The following is a 15209-nucleotide window of genomic DNA, read 5'->3' as shown; positions in this document are numbered from 1 at the left end:
GGGCACTGGTCGGAGGCGGGGGCGGGGGGGGGGGCGGGGGGGGCGGGGGGGGGGGGGGGCGGGGGGGGGGGCCCCCCCCCCCCCCGCCACGCCGACGACGCCCGAGATCAAGCCCGCGCCGAGTGCCCGTCTGACGTACTTGAACCTGGTGAAGTCCCCCATATTTCGTCACGGTAGTCACAACCGTCACTCAGTTACCAGTGGACTCGCCAGGCACACGTCCGAGCTTCGCTCGGTTACTCCCTCGCTCGGCGCGAGCGGACGAGCAAGCTCGCCGCTCGACCTCGCTCCGGTCGTCTCAGGAGTACGCCAGCAGGGTCTCGTCGATCTTCTCCCAGGCCGCACGGAGCTCCGCCAGGTCCTCGGGCCGCTTCCGGGCCAGGTCGGCCTGCTCGCGTACGTCCTCGCTCAGGTCGTAGAGGTGGTCGGTGCCGTCGAGCTGCAGGTACTTCAGCGAGCCGCGGCGCAGCGCCCGCTGTCCGCGCATGCGCCAGAAGAGGTCCTGGGTCTCGCGCGGCCGGCCGCCGAAGAGGAGCGGCACCAGGCTGGTGCCGTCCAGCGGGTAGTCCTTGGCCGGCGTCGCGCCGGCGAGCTCCAGGAAGGTCGCGGTCCAGTCGGTCGTGACCGCGGGCTCGTCGCTGACCTGGCGGCCGGGCAGGGTGCCGGGCCAGTTCAGGATGGTGGGCACCCGGATGCCGCCCTCGTTGAGGCCCGACTTCGCTCCGGCGAACGGCCACACGTTGGAGAACCGCTCGCCGCCGTTGTCGCTGGCGAAGAAGACGACGGTGTCGCGGAGTTGGCCGGTGCGCTCGAGGGCCTTGATGACCTGGCCGATCGACTGGTCGAGGTCCTCGACCATGGTCTTGTACGTCGCCAGCGAGCCGCCGTCGTTGTGGAAGAGCACGCCCTTCTCCCCGTCCTCGATCCGGGCGGTCAGCTCGTCGCTCACCGCCTTGTCCTCGGGTCCCTCCCAGGGCCAGTGCGGGGTGGTGAAGTTGAGGTTGAGGAGCCAGGGCGCGTCGTGGTCGCGCTCGATGAAGCTGACGGCCTTCTCGGTGACGATCTCGGTGTAGTAGCGAAGGTCCTCGACCTCCACCTCGTCCTCGTAGAGGTCGTGGTCGCCGTTGTGGTTGATCTTGGAGAAGTAGTCGAGACCGCCGGAGAAGTTTCCGAAGAACTCGTCCCAGCCGACCCGGGTCGGGCTGTACCAGGGCAGATAGCCGCAGTGCCACTTGCCGAAGAGCGCGGTGGCGTAGCCCTGCTCCTTGAGCAGCGAGGCGAGCGTCGGGTGGTCGAGCGGGATGCCGTGGAGCTCGTTCGGCGACGCGATCGGCTCGGGCAGCCCGCCCGCGAGGCGACCGGGGTAGCGCCCGGTGTAGAGGCCGAAGCGGGTGGGGGAGCAGACCGAGGAGGCGGAGTACGCATCGGTGAACCGGACGCCCGAGGCGGCGAGTCGGTCCAGGTGGGGCGTCTTGATGTCGGGGGAGCCGTAGGCGGACAGGTCGGCCCAGCCGAGGTCGTCGCCCAGGATCACCAGGAGGTTGGGCCTGCGCTTGGGCCGATTGACCTTGCGGGCCCTGAACGGCGTCTCGGCGGCTGCGTTGGCGGGGGTGGCGAGGCCGGTGGCGGCGACCGCGCCGGCTCCGGTGGCGAGCAGGCTGCGTCGGCTGAACGTGCTGGGGGAGGACACCGTATGGCCTTTCTTTAGTGAATAACTACGAATAGAAGACTAGGCGACGGTCCAGTCGGTGGGCGGGGGTCTCGGGTCTCGGACGCGACGGGACGTTGGTCCCGTGGCAAATGGGCCCTAACCAAAGCGGCGTGGCGGCGTTACCTTGGTAAAGGAACGGATCGCCAAGGGGGTGGTGGCCTGTGCAGCAGCGACGCGATCGGGTGACGCCGGTCCTCTTCGCGATCACGGTCATGCTCGCGCTGACTGTCGCCGGGATCATCCATGTCGCACACGGCGGCCAGGTGGCCGGGCCGTTCGCGGTCGCCGACCAGGTCAGCTCGACGACCAAGCAGGCCAACACGCCCTACGTCTGCTGGGACGGCAACGGCGCCGGCTCCCTGACCCGGTGCCCCGACCCGCGTGGTGTGGACGGCCTGAAGTGGGTCTTTTCGGGCTACGAGGACGCCTTCCGGAGCGGTGAGTGCACCCCTGGCGAGACCGGCCCGCGGGATCTCTTCATCGAGTGCTCGATGTCCTGGCGCGGCACCCAGGTCTACCTCCACTACGCCTACTGGAGCGAGTGGCACACCGGCCAGAAGAAGTACGCCGCCACCGGCTCGACCCCGCGGATCCAGCAGCGCGCCGACGGCGCGATGTCGCTCTCCTGGCGCCCGCGCCGGTTGCCCACCCCGCACGGCGAGGCCTCCTGGGTCACCGCCGAGATGGTGGAGGGTCATGGCTGGACCGTCGCCGCCTACGCCGGGGACGGTGAGGTCGCCCGGCAGGCGCTCGAGGAGTTCGGTGAGATCCGCGACCTGCGCGAGTGGCGCGGGCTGCCCCGCTGAGGACTCGGGGGATTGGGCACTTCTGACGTAGATTTCTGTCCGTGACCGAGACTTCGTCCGCTGCCGTTGCGTCCGATCTTCCGCTCCTGGACACCGTGCACCACGCTGCCGGTGACCCCGACCGCGAGCAGCCCTGGGCCGAGCTCGGCCTGAAGGAGGACGAGTACGCCGAGATCCGCCGCATCCTCGGCCGCCGGCCGACCGGCGCGGAGCTGGCGATGTACTCGGTGATGTGGTCGGAGCACTGCTCCTACAAGTCCTCCAAGGTGCACCTCAAGCAGTTCGGCGAGATCCCGCAGGAGACCCCGGCCGGCAAGATGCTCGCCGGCATCGGTGAGAACGCGGGCGTGCTCGACGTCGGCCAGGGCTACGCGGTCACCTTCAAGGTCGAGTCGCACAACCACCCGAGCTACGTCGAGCCGCACCAGGGTGCCGCGACCGGCGTCGGCGGCATCGTCCGCGACATCCTCGCGATGGGTGCGCGCCCCGTCGCCGTCATGGACCCGCTCCGCTTTGGCCCGCTGAGCGAGCCCGACACCCACCGCGTCCTTCCCGGGATCGTCTCCGGCGTCGGCCACTACGGCAACTGCCTCGGCCTGCCCAACATCGGTGGCGAGGCCGTCTTCGACGCCTCCTACCTCGGCAACCCGCTGGTCAACGCGCTCTGTGTCGGCGTACTCCGCCACGAGGACCTCCACCTCGCCAAGGCGTCGGGCGCCGGCAACCTGGTGATCATGTACGGCGCGCGCACCGGTGGCGACGGCATCGGCGGCGCCTCGATCCTCGCGAGCGTCGAGTTCGACGAGGACGGTCCGGCGAAGCGGCCGAGCGTCCAGGTCGGCGACCCGTTCATGGAGAAGTTGCTGATCGAGTGCACCCTCGAGCTCTTCGCCGCCGGCATCGTCCGAGGCATCCAGGACTTCGGTGCGGCCGGCATCTCCTGCGCCACCTCCGAGCTCGCCGCCGCCGGTGACGGTGGCATGCACGTCGAGCTGACCAAGGTCCCGCTGCGCGACTCGACGCTCGCGCCGGAGGAGATCCTGATGAGCGAGTCCCAGGAGCGGATGATGGCCGTCATCGCCCCCGAGGACGAGGCCACCTTCATGGCCATCTGCGACAAGTGGGACGTCGAGGCCGCCACGATCGGCACCGTCACCGGCGAGGGCCGGCTCCGCGTCGACTGGCACGGCGAGCCGATCGTCGACGTCGACCCGCGCACCGTCGCCCACGACGGCCCGGTCTACGAGCGCCCCTACGCCCGCCCGTCGTGGCAGGACGCGCTCCAGGCCGACGTCGCCGAGAAGCTCCCGCGCGCGGGCTCGGCCGACGAGCTCCGCGCGACCGTCCTCCAGCTGGTCGCCTCGGAGAACCTGTGCGACAAGTCCTGGATCACCGAGCAGTACGACCGCTATGTCCGCGGCAACACCGTCCTCTCCCAGCCCGCCGACGGCGGCATGATCCGCGTCGACGAGTCGACCAACCTCGGTGTCGCGCTCGCCACCGACGCCAACGGTCGCTTCGCCAAGCTGGACCCCTACGCCGGTGCCCAGCTCGCCCTCTCCGAGTCCTACCGCAACGTCGCCTCCGTCGGCGCCAAGCCGCTGGCCATCTCCGACTGTCTCAACTTCGGCTCCCCGGAGGACCCCGACGTGATGTGGCAGTTCGCCGAGGCCACCCGCGGTCTGAAGGACGCCTGCCTCGAGCTCGGCATCCCGGTCACCGGTGGCAACGTCTCCCTCTACAACCAGACCGGCGAGGTCGCCATCCACCCCACGCCGGTGGTCGCGACCCTCGGTGTGATCGAGGACGTCACCACGCGTACGCCTTCGCACTTCCAGGCGGCCGACGAGGTCGTCGTCCTCCTCGGTGAGACCCACGAGGAGCTCTCCGGCTCGGAGTGGGCCCACGTCGTCCACGGTCACCTCGGCGGCCTGCCGCCGAAGGTGAACCTGGCGGCCGAGAAGGCGCTCGCCGAGCTGCTGCTGGAGGCACGGTTCGTCACCTCCGCCCACGACCTCTCCGACGGTGGCCTGATGCAGGCGCTGGCCGAGCCGGCGATGTCGTCGGGGATCGGCGTCTCGGTCACGCTCGCCGGCGACCCGTTCGTCGCGCTCTTCTCGGAGTCGGTCGCCCGCGCGCTCGTCACCGTCAAGGCCGACGACGTCGAGCGGCTCACCTCGCTGGCCGAGCGCCACGGGGTGGCGGCGACGAAGCTCGGTGTCACGGGCGGTGCGGCGTACTCGATCGCCTATGACGGCGGCAGCGTCGAGATCCCGCTCGAGGAGCTCACCGGCGTCTGGCGCTCGACCCTGCGCGACGCGCTCGCCTGATCGGCGCCGCGCCGGCGCGGCTTGCGGTGGATGATCCACTCGGCGATCAGCAGGTTCACGACCCAGCTGACCCAGGCTGAGGCCGCGGCGGCGCTGGCGAGGGTGGGGTCCTCGGTGCCGAGGTCGGCGTTGGTCATGGCCTCAGGCACGAAGACCATGATCATCACCATCCCCCAGAAGCGGTTCGCGATGATCGAGAACGCCATCGCGTAGCTGCGGTACATCCACTCGCGGTGGTCCTTGAACCGCCGCTGCCGGGCGGCGCGGTAGCCGAGCACGGTGAACAGCAGGAACAGCACGCCCAGGAAGGTGTTGCCGACCTGCTGGGACGGCCCGGCCGCGGGGAACTGGCTGGTGACCAGCGCCGCCAGGCCCGTCGGGATCGCGGTGACGACATAGGTCCGCCCGGTCCACCGGTGCACCTTCGGGTGGTTGGCGCGCAGCCACGGCCACAGCTGGAGTACGCCGCAGCAGAGCATCACCGAGCCGAAGAAGATGTGCGTCACCAGCGCGGGGTAGAAGGCCGGTCCGCGGTCGGTGGGGACGAGCGACTGCGACGGGTCCAGGCCGACGTATCGCGGCAGCGCCGTCACCAGAAAGATCACCGTCGCCGCAGCCAGCGGGAAGACCCACCACTGTCTCGTCAGAGGTCTTGTCGATGTGCTCATGAGTCATCCGATCTAATAGCGTACGGGATTAACTGTTTATATCGTACGCAGATGGGACGCGGTCAACCCGTTTCTGAAGGGAGCAGGGCATGATGGAGCTGATGAGTTCCGACCTGATCCCTCGTCTGTGGGGCAAGCCTCCGGCCGGCCGGCGCGGCCCCAAGCCGGCGCTGAGCGTCGCCCAGATCGTCGAGGCTGCCTACGTCATCGCTGATGAGCAGGGTCTTCCTGCTGTGTCGATGGCTCGGGTCGCCGAAGCGGTGGGCTGCTCGCCGATGGCGCTGTACCGGCATGTGAAGAACAAGGACGAGCTGCTCATCCTGCTCGCCGACCGTCTCTGCGTGGACCTGGCGGCGCCGTCGCCGGACCTCGGCTGGCGCGAGGGGCTGGCGGCCTGGATGCGCGCGCAGGTCGACCTGGCGGTGAGCAAGCCCTGGTTCCTGGACCTGCCGCTCGCCGCCACGCTCCCCGGGCCCAACCGTCTCGCCTGGATCGACCTGGGGTTCTACTACCTGCGCGAGGTGGCTCTGCCCGCCGAGGAGAAGCTGGCGATCCTGGGGATCATCTCCCAGTACGGCGTGGGTGAGGCGCGGGTCGAGGTCGAGGCGGCTCGGCTGGCGGAGAACCCCTATGCGACGTTCGAGCAGATGCTCGTGACGTACGCCGATCCGGAGCGTTTTCCGCACCTGATGGCGTCGATGGCCACCTGGCAGCCCCCCGAGTCCGGCGAGGGATCCGACTCCGATGACCCGTCGGCCTTCGGGCAGAGCCTGCTGATGGCCGGGATCGCGGCCCACATCGAGCGCCACGTCGGGCGCAGCACCTCAAAGTAAAGGTCGATACCCTGGCGGGGATGTTCCCCCACCTGCATCGCCCCGTGTCCTGTGTCCTCGCCCTGCTGCTGGCGGCTGCCGCGCTGCTCGTCAGCGCCGGTCCGGCGTCCGCGGGGGAGGGCGGGACGATCAAGCGGCTCGCGAACTCTGCCCGTGCCGAAGCCGGTCTGGATCCGCTCACGCGCGACTCCGCCCTCGACGGACTGGCCCGGAAGTGGGCTTACAAGATCGCTGCCGACGGAGCCCTCTCGCACAACCCCGACCTCGCCGAGCAGGTGCCGGAGGGGTGGCAGGGGATCGGGGAGAACGTCGCGATGGGCTATCCGACCGGTGCGGAGATGCACAAGGGCTGGATGAACTCCGAGGGCCACCGCGCCAACATCCTGGGCGACTACACCCACATCGGGATCGCCTTCGTGGTGGTCGACGGCACCAGCTGGGGCGTCCAGGTCTTCGGGAAGTACCCGCCGGGCGTGCGGCCGACCGCGAAGCCGAAGGCCACCGCCGCGCCGGCGCCGACCGCTCCGGCGGAGACCAAGGCGCCGACTCCTCGGCAGACCGTGAAGCCCAAGAAGTCGGAGACGCCGTCCCCGACCCCGTCACATACGCCCTCTGCTTCCGCATCGCCGTCGAAGTCGACCTCGCCCTCGGCGTCACCGTCCGAGTCCGAGTCGGCGCTCGCCGGCGACGACTCGGAGACGGCCGGCCCGGTGACCTTCAGCGATGCCTCGGACGGTCCGGCTCCCACCTCCAGCGGGCTGTTCGGCATCGGCTATGTCGAGATGGCTCTCGCGGTGCTCGGGCTCTCGGGGCTGGGGCTGCTCATCGCCTTCCTGCTGGCTCGTCGCCGGCGCCGCGAACGGCTCCGGCGCGACCTGGAGGCACCTCCCGCACGGCCCGTCCGCCCGCACCCTGGCGGCCCGGTCTACCGGGGCCAGGTGCATCCGGCGGGCCCCGGCCACCCCAGCCAGGGCCGCCCGATCCCGCGCCCGAACCCGCGCCCGAACCCCGGTCGTCCCGGCAACCCCGGTCCTCCGTACCCCGGCGACCACCGCCAGTGGTGACGACCTAGTCAGCGACCGCGGCAACCGGCCGACGGCTGTCGGCAGGCACCTGCCGGGCCGACGGCGTACGCCGGAAGACGACGAACGCGACTACGGCCGAGACCGCCATCATCGTGACCGGGAGCCAGAACGCGACCTGCAGGGCCTCAGCGGCCAGCGGCGCGACCGCCGCGAGCTCGGTGGGCGAGACCGAGCTGAGCGCACCGATGCCGTCGCCACCCAGTCCGGGCAGGCGAGCGGAGAGTGCGGCGGCCAGGAGCACCGAGACGCCGGCGGTGCACAGGGCGGTGGCGACCTGGTTCAGCACGTTGATCATCGTCGAGCCGGCCGGGATGGCGCTGTCCTCGAGGTAGCGGGTGGCGATGGTCATGGTCGGCAGCATCACGAACCCGGCGCCCGCGGTCGCGATGGCGTGGGTCGTGGCCAGGGCCGGCATCGACGCGTCAGCGCTCAGCTGCAGCGCCAGGGCGCCGAAGCCCAGCGTGGAGACCACGATGCCCGAGCCGATCACCGGCAGCGGCGGGAAGCGGTCGATGAGCCGACCGGAGATCTGGATCATGATCCCGGCCGCGATGCCGGCCGGAGCCATCAGCAGCCCTGCGGTCGTCGCGGACTCGCCGCGTACGACCTGCCAGTAGAGCGGCACCAGGATCATCGAGCCGAAGTAGCCGCCGGCGAAGCAGACCAGCAGCGCGGCGCTGCCGCCGGTCAGGCGCCGGCCGAGGAGCCGGATGTCGAGCAGAGGGGCCGCGGCGCGGAGCGCGTGCCGGACGAAGAGCGCCACGAGGATGATTCCCGCCCCGATCGGGATCAGCACCTGAGCGTCGAGGAGTGTCCCCTCGGCGAACGAGGTGCCCAGCACGAGGAGTGCCATCGCGGGCGGAAGCAGGAGCAGGCCGCGTACGTCCAGGCGGGCGCTCGGACCGCGCTCCAGGCGGGGAAGGTTGCGCATCCCGAGGACGAGGCCGAGCACGCCCAGCGGCAGGTTGATCAGGAACATCCACCGCCACGACATCGTGTCGAGCAGCCAGCCTCCGAGCACCGGTCCGAAGACGGGACCGACCAGCACCGGCAGGCCCATCAGCGCCATCAGGCGGCCCCGCTCCTCGGGCGGGGCCGAGCGCAGCGTCAGGGTCATCGCGGCCGGCATCACGAAGCCACCACCGAGCCCCTGCAGCACCCGGAACGCGATCAGCGACTCGACGTTCCACGAGGCCGCGACCAGCCCGGACCCGATCGTGAAGACGCCGATCGCGGTCAGGAAGACCTGGCGGGCGCCGAACCGGCTGATCGCCCAGGCCGCGGCCGGGATGACCGTTGCCAGGGCGAGCGTGTAGCCGGTGGCGACCCACTGGATCACCGGCAGCGAAGCGCCCGTCTCCTGGGAGAGACGGGCGATCGCTACCGCGACGATCGTGATGTCGATCGGGATCATCACCGTGCCGGCGATGACGGTGAGCACGATCGTTGTCGGGCTCGGGGCCGTGCGGGGTCGGGGTGTCATGCGTCCAGTGTGGAAGCTAAAGTGAACTTGAGGTCAAGGGGTTTCGGCCCGACCTCAGCTCGACCTCTCCATGGTCCGTACGCCGACGAGGACCCCGCCCACGGCGACGGCAGCGGCCGCGACGAAGCCGCCGATGACGACATCGGCCGGGAACTGGCCGGCGAAGAGCGCCCGCTCCGCCTCCACGACGTACGTCATCGGGTTGATGTCGCTGAGGAACCGCAGCCAGCCGGGAGCGCCGTCGAGGGGCAGCAGGACGCCGGAGAGGAGCAGCAGCGGGAAGATCAGCATCTGCTGGACCGTCCAGAAGACCCAGTCCTGCTCCTTCGCGGCGGTGGCCAGCGCGAAGCTGAGCGCACCCAGGCCGATCGCGAAGAGCGAGACGATGACGGCTCCGACCAGGACCCCGCCGAGGTGGAGGTCGAAGCTGAACGGGGTCACCACGGCAAGGATGACGGCCGTCTGGAACAGGACCGGTACGACCTCCTTCAGGGCCCGTCCGACCAGCAGGGACGGCCTCGACAGGGGCGAGACCAGCAGCCGTTCGTGGGAGCCGGAGCGGATCTCGGCGGTCAGATCCGCACCGGTCATCGAGGCGCCCATCAGCGCGGTCATGACGACGATGCCCGGCACGAACCACTGCAGTGCGCTGCCGCTCTCGACAGCTGGAAGGAGCGGCGCGAAGAGGCCCAGGAAGACCAGCGGCTGCATCATCGCGAAGAGCATCGAGGCGGGCTGGCGCAGCTTCGGCGTGAGCTCGCGAAGCAGCACGGTCCAGGTGTCGGTGAGGAATCCGGTCGGGCTGCTCGGCACTGGCGTGGTGCGTCGGACCTGGGCGGTCGGGACGGCGAGGGTGGTCATGCTGCTGCTCCTTCGGTCTGGGTGGTGGACCCGGCGGACTCGGCGGACTCGGCCGACTCGCGCAGGCTGCGGCCGGTCAGGTCGAGGAAGACGTCGTCGAGGGTGGGGGCGTGGACCTCCATCCGGATCGCGGGGGTGCCATGGGCGGCCAGGTCGATCGCCAACGCCGGCGCGCTGTCGGCACCGCGCGGTGCGCGGATCGAGACCTGCGTCCCGGCACGCTCGACGGTGGTCGGACCGGACAGTGCCGACTCGGCGCGGGCTGCGGCGGCCGTGGCCTCCGCCTCGGTGCCGAAGCCGAGGAGCACCAGGTCGCCGAGGCGCTCCTTGAGGTGGGTGGCGGTGTCGTCGGCGATCACGACGCCGTGGTCGATGACGATCACCCGTCCGGCGAGTGCGTCCGCCTCCTCGAGGTAGTGGGTGGTGAGGACGATCGTGGTGCCGTCCTCGTGGAGGCGGCGGATCTGCTCCTGCAGGTTGGCGCGGTTCTGCGGGTCGAGGCCGGTCGAGGGCTCGTCGAGGAACAGCACCTCGGGGTGGTTGAGCAGCCCGATCGCGATGTCGAGCCGCCGCCGCTGACCCCCGCTGAGCGTCTGCACGGAGCGGTCGGCGTACTCCTGCAGGTCGAAGGCCACGAGCAGCTCCTCGATGCGCGCCTTCGCGGCGGCTCGCGGGATGCCGTGGGCGCGGGCCTGGGACATCAGCTCGTCGCGGCCACGCTGGACGAAGGCCGCGGCATTGCCCTGACCGACGTAGCCGATCGAGCGCCGGACGGCCGCGCGGGAGCGGACGACGTCATGGCCGGCGACCTCGGCGGTGCCGGAGGTGGGCGGGATGAGGGTGGTCAGCATCCGCAAGGTCGTCGACTTGCCGGCTCCGTTGGGGCCGAGGAAGGCGACGAGCTCACCTTGGTGGATCTCCAGATCGAGCCCGCGTACGGCTTCGACGGTCTTCTTGCTTCGGGTGAAGTGCCTGGTCAGCGCCTGAGTGCGGATGACCGGCCGCTGGTTGGTGTGGTTCGTCATGCCTCCAGCCTCTGATCTCATGCGGTCAACTTCTGTCCGCTTTCGAAACTTTCTTCCGAGATCCGGTTTAGAAGTCCCGCGAGTGGGTAGGAGATAGGTAGCGCGGCGGGGGGGGGGGGGGGGGGGGGGGGGGGGGGCCCCCCCCCCCCCCCCCGCGGCTCGATCCAGGTTCTCGGGGAATCAGGCCACGAACTGACCGCAATGGCGCCTATCGTCGACGGCATGAGTACGAGCGCCCGGATGCTGCAGCTCCTGTCTCTGCTGCAGACCCACCGTTTCTGGCCCGGCACGGAGCTGTCCGTACGCCTCGAGGTCAGCGACCGTACGCTGCGGCGGGACATCGAGCGGCTGCGCGATCTCGGCTATGACGTGGACGCCACCCGCGGGGTGGCCGGCGGCTACCAGCTCCGGGCCGGGAATGCGCTGCCGCCGTTGCTGCTCGACGACGAGGAGGCGGTCGCGATCGCCGTCGGGCTGCGCACCGCCGCTGCCGGCCTGGTCGCCGGGATGGGGGACACCTCGGCTCAGGCGCTGGGCAAGGTCGTCGCGCTGATGCCGCCACGGCTGCGGCGCCGGATGGACGCGGTCTCCTCGCAGACCGACTCTCTCCCCTGGGGCGGCCGGGTGCCGCTGGACGCCGGCGTGCTCGGGACCCTGGCGCAGGCCTGCCGTGACGACGAGGCGCTGACCTTCACCTATCAGGCGCCCGGGGCCGAGCCGACCCGGCGCCGCGTCGAGCCCCACCGGCTGGTCACCCTCGGCAACCGCTGGTATCTCCTCGCCTACGACCGCGTCCGCCAGGACTGGCGATCCTTCCGCGTCGACCGGGTCAGCGACCCGACGACCACCGGCCAGGTGTTCCGCCCGCGGGAGATCCCGGGCGGGGACGCGGCGGCGTACGTGCAGGCGGGGATCCGCTCCCGCCCGGCAGCCCACGACGTCTGCGTCCACTTCGGCGTCGAGCCCGACGTGGTCGCGCAGCGGGTAGGTCGCTGGGGCGAGGTCGAGCCCGCCGAGGGTGGCTGCCGGCTGAGGATGCAGGTCGACGATCTGAGCTGGCCGATGATGATCCTCGCCGGCGTCGAGGCCGACTTCACGGTCGAGCAGCCCACCGAGCTGGCCGAGCTGGTCAAGCAGGCGGGGGAGCGTTTCGTCCGCTCATCTGCCTGAGCGGGCCGCCCACTCCTCGCGCAGGATCCCGTAGACCACCAGGTCGCGGCGCTCGCCCGGATAGGCCTGCGCGCCTCGCATGGTGCCCTCGTGGGTGAAGCCGAGACGCTCGGCGACCGCACGGCTGCGCTTGTTGTGGACCGAGGTGTCGATGATCGCCCGGGCGATGTCGTACTCGTCGAAGAGGGTGTCCAGCAGGGCCGAGACGGCCCGAGTGATCAGACCGCGGCCCTCGTACGCCTCGCCCAGCCAGTAGCCGATCGTGGCCGACTTCTCGTAGAGGTTGATCCGCGCGGTCGTGGCGCCGGCGACCTTGCCGTCCTGGCGGATGACGCACGGGATCGCCTCGCCCTTGACCCACTGGGTCAGCAGGTAGGTGCCGAACGCCGAGACGCTGATCATGCTCTGATCCGCGTGCGCCCACGGCTCCCATTCCCGGAGGTGGTCGAGGTTGGCGTTGATGAGCTGGTGGACGGCGAAGTCGGTCGACCGGTCACGCAGGACCATCTCCGCGCCGTTCCCGAGGTCGATGCTGAACAACTGATCTCCTACCGTGCCGGACCGGGACCTGGAGCGTCGCTGTCCCGCAACGCATCCAGGATCAGCGTGCCGTACGCCCGCATCTGGGCCAGCACCGGGATGACCTCCCCCGGGAACCGGCAGATGACCGCGTACGCCGCCCGGCGGCCACCGACGTCGAGCAGCCCGACCTCGGCGCGGACGCCCTCGTCGGTGCCGGTCTTGCTCCACACCCGCAGGTCATGAGCAGGGTCGGTGTGGGCCAGCGGGTCCAGGCCGAAGGCGGCGGAGACCATCGACAGGTCGGTGGACGGCGCGAGCCAGGACATCACGGTCGGGTGTGGCGTACGGAAGTAGGCGACCCAGTCGGCGGCACAGCCGATGGAGAGCATCGGTGCGTCCCCCGGCCCGCGTGCGTCCCGGACCGAGTCGTTCAGCATCGACCCGCCCGCGGCCAGCCGCCGCGCGACGGCCTGGACCGGAGCGAGGCCGACGTGCCCGAGGAGCACGTTGGTGGCCAGGTTGTCCGAGACCGCCCCCACCAGTCGGGCGCAGTCGTTCAGGGTCAGTGCGGGGGCGTCGAGGTGCTGCCACAGGCCGCTGTCGGCCACCGGCTCGACGCTGTCCTTGCGCAACATCAGCTGCCCCAGCGACTCGTCCTCGTCGAGCAGCTCGGCGAGGTGGTGCAGCAGGAAGATCTTGGCGACACTGGCGGTCGGCAGCAGCAGGTCCGGGGTGGACTCGACGAGGGTCTCACCGGAGCCGGTGTCGACCGCGAGGATCGACCACTCCGTCCGTGAACTCATGGTGGCGAGCCTAGGCCTAGGAAGACAGCTCCTCGCGCAGCTCGCCCACGACCTGGATCTTCTGCCAGATCTTGCGGGAGAGGTCGACGGTGAGGATCTCGACCGTGCTGACCGTGTCGAGGACGATGTTGTCCTGGGAGTCCTCGGCGCACAGCGCGGCGGTCTTGCCGACCAGGCTGAGCAGCTCGGAGCAGTAGTCGAGGTAGTGGATCAGCTCGTCGGCGTCGAGGGTGAGCCGGACGCTGGCCGAGGTGGGCGTGAACCCGGTGCGCAGCCGCTCGGGGTCCTTGGTGAGCTGGTGCATGTCGATGATGTGGGCCAGCGAGCGCAGCCGGTGCAGCAGCTTCAGCGCCCGCGACCGCAGCAGCCGCTCCGGGATCGTGTAGAGGAAGAAGATCGCGACCGCGGCGAAGATGAGGTCGTTGACGGTGCTCTCCATCAGCGGCAGCCATTGGACGCCGGTGAGCGTCTCGTCGCTGAACGCCGTCGCGAGACCCCAGATGATGGCGGCCAGTGTCAGCGCGAGGACGGCCAGGATCAGCACGCGGGAGACCGCGCGCGTCCACAGCAACCGTCGCCGGAGCCGGTCCCCGACGCCGGAGGACTCCCTGATCTGGCCGGCCAGCTCCTCGGCGACCTTCACCAGCCCCCGGTCGGGGAAGCGTGCCGCGATCCGTCCGTGCAGCGTCTCGACGGTCGTCAGCACCATCGCCGACTCGAGTCTCTCCAGTCCCACGGTCGGACCCTATCGGCTGGGTACGGGAGAGGTACGGGAGTTCGGGGACGCGCGTCGTCTTTACCGTGCTCGTCATGAACATCATCCGCAGGCTCGCCGTCATCACGGCTGCCGCCGCCGTCGCCGCCTCCTCGGTCGTCGGGGTCTCCGTCGCCACCGCCCCCGAGGCGCAGGCGGCGAGCTGCTCGACCAAGACCGTGAAGCTCGGCAGCAAGGGAACCTGCGTCAAGGAGCTCCAGCGGCGCCTGGGTGGGCTGAGTGTCGACGGCAACTTCGGCAAGGGCACCCGCAACCGGGTACGCGCCTTCCAGGCCGACACCGGACTCGCCGCCGACGGGGTCGCGGGCAAGAAGACCTGGGCCAAGCTGAACCGCTACGGAACCGCGGTCGGCTGGGTGGCCGGCGGCACCCTCTACGCCTGCCGGAAGAGTGCCACCGAGATGTACTTCTCGCTGTGGAACAACACCGGCAAGCACGCCCAGTGGGAGTACAAGGTCGCCGGTAGCACCTTCGTCGGGACGAAGACCACCGTGAAGAACAGCATCCGGCGACTGACCTTCGACAGCCGTGCGACCAGCTTCAACAGCATCCGGCTGGGCGTGTGGGTCGGCTACCTCGATCCGGCGCACTTCAAGACCACCACGAAGGTACGCGACTACAAGCGGTCCTCGCTGCGCACCTGCGCCTGACGTACGGCGGTAGGCTCGCCGCTGTGCCCGCACGACTCAAGCCCGCCCCGGCCGCAGAGGTCTCCGCAGCGCTGGATCGCTTGGCGACGGGGTCGGGCACAGCGGCGAAAGCCGACCTGCGGCTCCTCACCAAGCACTTCCTCGCCCTGCTCGAGCAGCGCGCGCCGGGTAGGAGCGTCGAGGTGCGCGTCCCGCCGTTCGCCGCGGTGCAGTGTGTCGAAGGGGTCAGGCACACCCGCGGCACCCCGCCGGCGGTGATCGAGACCGACGCGGTCACCTGGATCGCCCTCGCCACGGGAGAGATGACCTGGTCCGACGCCGTCGATCAGGCCCGGGTCAGGGCCTCGGGAGAACGCACCGACCTCTCGGCGTACCTGCCCTTGGGCGCGACGGCGGGGTAGTCCGGTAGCGAACTGCCTAAATACTCGCGAGTAATAGGCAGTTCGCTACCGGACTACCCGATTTCAGCGCGAGCCAGCAGCCCGCT

General features: G+C 70.3%; 15 protein-coding genes. 7 read left to right on the top strand and 8 right to left on the bottom strand.

Going from position 1 to position 15209, the window contains the following annotated elements; genetic code table 11:
• Nucleotides 1–298: 298 nt before the first annotated feature.
• Nucleotides 299–1690 carry a sulfatase-like hydrolase/transferase gene (locus ACIRON_RS23310; RefSeq protein WP_402995909.1) on the bottom strand — a complete coding sequence of 464 codons (1392 nt, stop codon included), beginning with the start codon at nt 1688–1690 and terminating at the stop codon, nt 299–301.
• A gap of 182 nt (nt 1691–1872) precedes the next feature.
• Between ACIRON_RS23310 and ACIRON_RS23305 the strand changes: the two genes are divergently transcribed.
• Together ACIRON_RS23305 and purL are read left to right on the top strand one after the other, a co-directional pair.
• Entirely contained in the window at nt 1873–2517 is a 645-nt protein-coding gene (locus ACIRON_RS23305; protein WP_402995907.1) for a hypothetical protein, read from the top strand.
• Between the two features lie 41 nt (nt 2518–2558).
• Nucleotides 2559–4847: a phosphoribosylformylglycinamidine synthase subunit PurL gene (gene purL, locus ACIRON_RS23300; protein ID WP_402995906.1), complete on the top strand. Its 2289-nt coding sequence runs from the start codon at nt 2559–2561 to the stop codon at nt 4845–4847.
• On the opposite strand, the gene ACIRON_RS23295 is transcribed toward purL, so the two are convergent.
• Complete coding sequence (locus ACIRON_RS23295) at nt 4766–5515, bottom strand: DUF2306 domain-containing protein (RefSeq protein ID WP_402995904.1); 750 nt, start codon at nt 5513–5515, stop codon at nt 4766–4768. The genes purL and ACIRON_RS23295 overlap by 82 nt on opposite strands.
• 101 nt (nt 5516–5616) lie before the next feature.
• On the opposite strand from ACIRON_RS23295, the gene ACIRON_RS23290 reads away from it, so the two are divergent.
• A complete protein-coding gene (locus tag ACIRON_RS23290) occupies nt 5617–6348 on the top strand; it encodes a TetR/AcrR family transcriptional regulator (protein WP_402995902.1) in 732 nt (243 codons plus the stop codon).
• A gap of 20 nt (nt 6349–6368) precedes the next feature.
• Entirely contained in the window at nt 6369–7412 is a 1044-nt protein-coding gene (locus tag ACIRON_RS23285; RefSeq protein WP_402995900.1) for a CAP domain-containing protein, read from the top strand.
• Nucleotides 7413–7416: 4 nt separating this feature from the next.
• Here ACIRON_RS23285 and ACIRON_RS23280 read toward each other — a convergent pair whose 3' ends face one another.
• From ACIRON_RS23280 to ACIRON_RS23270, 3 genes are read right to left on the bottom strand one after another with little or no spacing between them, the layout of a single operon-like run.
• The gene (locus tag ACIRON_RS23280) at nt 7417–8916 is read right to left on the bottom strand and encodes a DHA2 family efflux MFS transporter permease subunit (RefSeq protein ID WP_402995898.1); all 1500 of its coding nucleotides are present in this window, start codon (nt 8914–8916) and stop codon (nt 7417–7419) included.
• 54 nt (nt 8917–8970) lie between these two features.
• Nucleotides 8971–9777, bottom strand: a complete 807-nt coding sequence (locus ACIRON_RS23275) for an ABC transporter permease (RefSeq protein ID WP_402995896.1) — start codon at nt 9775–9777, stop codon at nt 8971–8973.
• Entirely contained in the window at nt 9774–10802 is a 1029-nt protein-coding gene (locus tag ACIRON_RS23270) for an ATP-binding cassette domain-containing protein (protein WP_402995894.1), read from the bottom strand. Before ACIRON_RS23270 ends, ACIRON_RS23275 begins: the two co-directional genes overlap by 4 nt.
• A gap of 222 nt (nt 10803–11024) precedes the next feature.
• On the opposite strand from ACIRON_RS23270, the gene ACIRON_RS23265 reads away from it, so the two are divergent.
• Nucleotides 11025–11972, top strand: coding sequence for a helix-turn-helix transcriptional regulator (locus ACIRON_RS23265; protein ID WP_402995892.1), 948 nt, complete (start codon nt 11025–11027; stop codon nt 11970–11972).
• Here ACIRON_RS23265 and ACIRON_RS23260 read toward each other — a convergent pair.
• From ACIRON_RS23260 to ACIRON_RS23250, 3 genes are read right to left on the bottom strand one after another with little or no spacing between them, the layout of a single operon-like run.
• The gene (locus tag ACIRON_RS23260) at nt 11961–12512 is read right to left on the bottom strand and encodes a GNAT family N-acetyltransferase (RefSeq protein ID WP_091045725.1); all 552 of its coding nucleotides are present in this window, start codon (nt 12510–12512) and stop codon (nt 11961–11963) included. The two genes, ACIRON_RS23265 and ACIRON_RS23260, sit on opposite strands and share 12 nt — an antisense overlap.
• A gap of 8 nt (nt 12513–12520) precedes the next feature.
• The gene (locus ACIRON_RS23255; protein WP_402995890.1) at nt 12521–13297 is read right to left on the bottom strand and encodes a serine hydrolase; all 777 of its coding nucleotides are present in this window, start codon (nt 13295–13297) and stop codon (nt 12521–12523) included.
• Nucleotides 13298–13313: 16 nt separating this feature from the next.
• Nucleotides 13314–14033, bottom strand: coding sequence for a hypothetical protein (locus tag ACIRON_RS23250; protein WP_402995888.1), 720 nt, complete (start codon nt 14031–14033; stop codon nt 13314–13316).
• Nucleotides 14034–14107: 74 nt separating this feature from the next.
• Between ACIRON_RS23250 and ACIRON_RS23245 the strand changes: the two genes are divergently transcribed.
• Both ACIRON_RS23245 and ACIRON_RS23240 read left to right on the top strand, forming a co-directional pair.
• Nucleotides 14108–14722 carry a peptidoglycan-binding protein gene (locus ACIRON_RS23245; RefSeq protein ID WP_402995886.1) on the top strand — a complete coding sequence of 205 codons (615 nt, stop codon included), beginning with the start codon at nt 14108–14110 and terminating at the stop codon, nt 14720–14722.
• Between the two features lie 23 nt (nt 14723–14745).
• Nucleotides 14746–15123 (top strand): sterol carrier family protein, encoded by a 378-nt coding sequence (locus ACIRON_RS23240; protein WP_402995884.1) that lies wholly within the window; start codon nt 14746–14748, stop codon nt 15121–15123.
• Nucleotides 15124–15209: the final 86 nt, after the last annotated feature.

The organism is Nocardioides sp. NPDC101246, assembly GCF_044767415.1.
GTDB lineage: Bacteria > Actinomycetota > Actinomycetes > Propionibacteriales > Nocardioidaceae > Nocardioides.
The sequence above is the reverse complement of the archived record's forward strand: the minus strand, read 5'-3'. Positions and strand labels throughout refer to the sequence as shown.